The following is a 3161-nucleotide window of genomic DNA, read 5'->3' as shown; positions in this document are numbered from 1 at the left end:
GGGCCCCCCCCCCCCGCCCCCCCCGGCCCGCCCGCGCGGCGGGCGAGACAGACCCACCCCGCCCGGCCCCCCCCCGCCCGCTCCCCGGCCCCCGCGCCCCGCGGGGGGCGCCCCCCAGGTCCTTGGCGAACCAGGTCTCCGACTTCGGGCCGCCGCCCGCCACGTCCACGCACTCGGTGTCGCGCGGCGGCGCCACCGTCGGCCGGGCCATCACGATCACGGTCGGTGCGATCCGGCCGCCGCGCTCCAGCTCCGAGGCGGTCTGCGGCACCTTCAGCCCCTCGATCAGGTGCAGCGACGGGCCGGGGTAGCCGCCGATCGCCAGCATCACCGGGAACCGCTCCCGCGCGTACTTGGGGATGAAGTACTCCGGCGGCAGGTAGACGAAGACCTGGTCGGACAGGCCCGACTCGGTCCCGGTCACCTTGACCGAGTCGACCCGGCCGACCTCCTCCGGCTTGCCGGCCGGCAGCACGTCCTTCACCGTCTCCAGCCCGCCCTCGGCGGTCGGCTCCACCAGCTTCCCGTTGTCCGGCACCGCGCCCTTGGTGTGCTCGGAACTGGTCAGCGCCAGCGCGGCCCCGCCCGGGTGGAGCAGGTCGTTCCAGGACGTGTAGAAGCTGTACGAGTTGTTGACCATGAGCGCCATCACGGCCAGCACCGAGACCTGGGTGACCGTCAGCAGGCCGAGCCGGCCCAGCATCGGCAGCGGCCGCTGACGGGCCAGCCGGGGCCACAGCCAGAGCGTCGCGACGAGCGCCACGGCAGCGGTCGCGATCAGTGAGTACACCAGCGACCTGCTGGTCAGTTCCATGCCGGGCGCCTTCCATCGGGCTGGGTACGGGGCCAGGGTTCATCGTGCGTTCACCGACCAGCCCGGGCCACCGGGGCTAGCCTGACCGGGCGTCGGACAGCATCCGATGGCCGAGCCGTCGGCGGGTTGCAACCGAGGCCCTAGAATGCGGCGTCCACCCTGTGCAGAGCGTGAGCGAGCCACCCGTCCCATGCGACGGCGCGACCGGCGCCGGAGCACCCGCCACACCTGCCACGGCCGCCCCGTTGCGGCACCAGCCCACCCGTCCCCAGGCTGCCCTCGGCCCGGGAGGCACGCCGGTTTGCCCTCCGGCGGGTCCTTCTTGACCAGCAGATTGCCCGATCAAGGAATAGTCATGAAGGTTCATCACAACTCCTACTTCGGAGTGACAGGACACGCCGGATCTGCCTCTACGCTGAGCTGTCATGAGCGTTCCCGTGTCCGTTGAGCCGTCGACCGAGCAGCCCCGCCGCCGCGGGCTGCAGACGCTGCGCAGCCAGGCGGCAGCCGTCCCGCGCGCGTGGCTGCCGGGGGTGGTGGGCTACGCCTGCCTGCTGATCGGTCTGCTGGACATCTGCAGCGCGGTCTTCCCGAAGCTGCGCCACACCAAGGTGCACACCTTCGCCGGCCAGCTCCCCGGGGCGACCACCACCCTCGCGGCGGTCGGCACCCTGATGGTCGGCATCCTCCTCGTCCTGCTGGCGCACGCGCTGCGCCGCCGCAAGCGCCGCGCCTGGCGCGCGGTCTGCGTCCTGCTGCCGGTCGGCTCGGCGCTGCACATGCTGCGCTGGCACCAGCCCGGACCGGGCGCCGTGTCGATCATCCTGTTCGTGGTGATCCTGGTCCACCGGCGCGAGTTCTACGCCAAGGCCGACCCGCGCACCCGCTGGCGCGCGCTGGCCAACCTGGTCGTCATGGGCGCCTTCAGCGTGCTGCTCGGCCTGCTGATCGTCAGCGTCCACCCGAAGTCCGAGCTCGGCGACCCGACCATGATCCAGCGCCTGGAGGAGACGGTCTACGGCCTGTTCGGCTTCGACGGCCCGATCCGCTACGGCAGCGAGCGGATCTCCGACCTGGTCGCCTACTCGCTCGGTGCGCTCGGCCTGCTCACCGCCGTCACCACCGCCTACCTCGCGCTGCGCCCGGAGAAGCCGGAGCCGGTGCTCACCGCCGAGGACGAGGTCAAGGTCCGCGAGCTGCTGGACCGGCACGGCCGGCGCGACTCGCTAGGCTACTTCGCGCTGCGCCGGGACAAGAGCGTGCTCTTCTCGCCCTCCGGCAAGGCCGCGATCTCCTACCGCGTGGTCTCCGGTGTGATGCTCGCCTCAGGCGACCCGGTCGGCGACGTCGAGGCCTGGCCCGGCGCGATCAAGGTCTTCATGGCCGAGGCCCGCGAGCACGCCTGGGTGCCCGCGGTGATGGGCTGCAGCGAGGTCGGCGGTGAGGTCTGGACGCGCGAGGCCGGGCTCGACGCCCTGGAGCTCGGCGACGAGGCGATCGTCGACACCTCCACCTTCTCGCTCTCCGGTCGCGCCATGCGCAACGTCCGACAGATGGTCAAGCGGATCGAGCGCAACGGCTACTCCTGCAAGGTCCGCCGGGTCGGCGAGCTCACCCTGGAGGAGAAGCGGCACATCGCCGACGCCGCCGCGCGCTGGCGCGGCACCGACACCGAGCGGGGCTTCTCGATGGCCCTCGGCCGGTTCGGCGAGACCGGTGACGACGACTGCGTGGTGGTCACCGCCCACAAGGCACCCGAGGAGGGCGAGCCGGCCGGCCCGCCCGGCAGCGACCTGAAGGCCGTGCTGCACTTCGTCCCCTGGGGCCCGGACGGCATCTCGCTCGAGCTGATGCGCCGCGACCGCGAGGCCGACCCCGGCCTCAACGAACTGCTGATCGTCGCCGCCCTCCAGGAGGTCCCGGCGCTCGGCGTCCGGCGGGTCTCGCTCAACTTCGCGATGTTCCGCTCCGCGCTGGCGCGCGGCGAGCGGATCGGCGCGGGCCCGGTGCTGCGCGCCTGGCGCGGACTGCTGGTCTTCCTCTCGCGCTGGTTCCAGATCGAGTCGCTGTACAAGTTCAACGCCAAGTTCCAGCCCGAGTGGGAGCCCCGCTTCCTGGTCTACAAGCAGACCCGGGACCTCCCGCGGATCGGCTTCGCGGCCATGCAGGCGGAGGCCTTCATCACCCTCGGCCTGCCGCTGATCGGCCGCGGCAAGCAGCCCAAGGGCCCCCAGCCGGGCCAGGACCGCACCCCGGTGGGGACGGTCACCGAGGCGGCCTGAGCCGCACCCGGCAGCAGCACCCACCCGCAGGACAGCGCGGCGGGCCCCGGACGACCGACCGGGGC

General features: G+C 72.8%; 1 protein-coding gene and 1 pseudogene. One reads left to right on the top strand and one right to left on the bottom strand.

Annotation, left to right across the window (positions count from 1 at the left end):
• Positions 1-814: pseudogene (locus tag ACFV0G_RS37540) on the bottom strand (esterase); the annotation flags it as partial.
• A 425-nt stretch (positions 815-1239) separates the two neighbouring features.
• On the opposite strand from ACFV0G_RS37540, the gene ACFV0G_RS37535 reads away from it, so the two are divergent.
• On the top strand, positions 1240-3096 hold the full coding sequence (locus tag ACFV0G_RS37535; RefSeq protein WP_380557754.1) for a phosphatidylglycerol lysyltransferase domain-containing protein: 1857 nt from the start codon (positions 1240-1242) through the stop codon (positions 3094-3096).
• The last annotated feature ends 65 nt before the right edge of the window (positions 3097-3161 follow it).

The sequence above is a fragment of the Kitasatospora sp. NPDC059571 genome, from assembly GCF_042735675.1.
In the GTDB taxonomy this organism is placed as follows: Bacteria; Actinomycetota; Actinomycetes; order Streptomycetales; family Streptomycetaceae; genus Kitasatospora.
Note: the sequence above shows the minus strand (reverse complement) of the source record. Positions and strands in the feature narration are given on the sequence as shown.

Bases quoted from the DNA above. Each gene is read 5' to 3' on its own strand.
- ACFV0G_RS37535 (WP_380557754.1), top strand. From the start codon at position 1,240: ATGAGCGTTCCCGTGTCCGTTGAGCCGTCGACCGAGCAGCCCCGCCGC.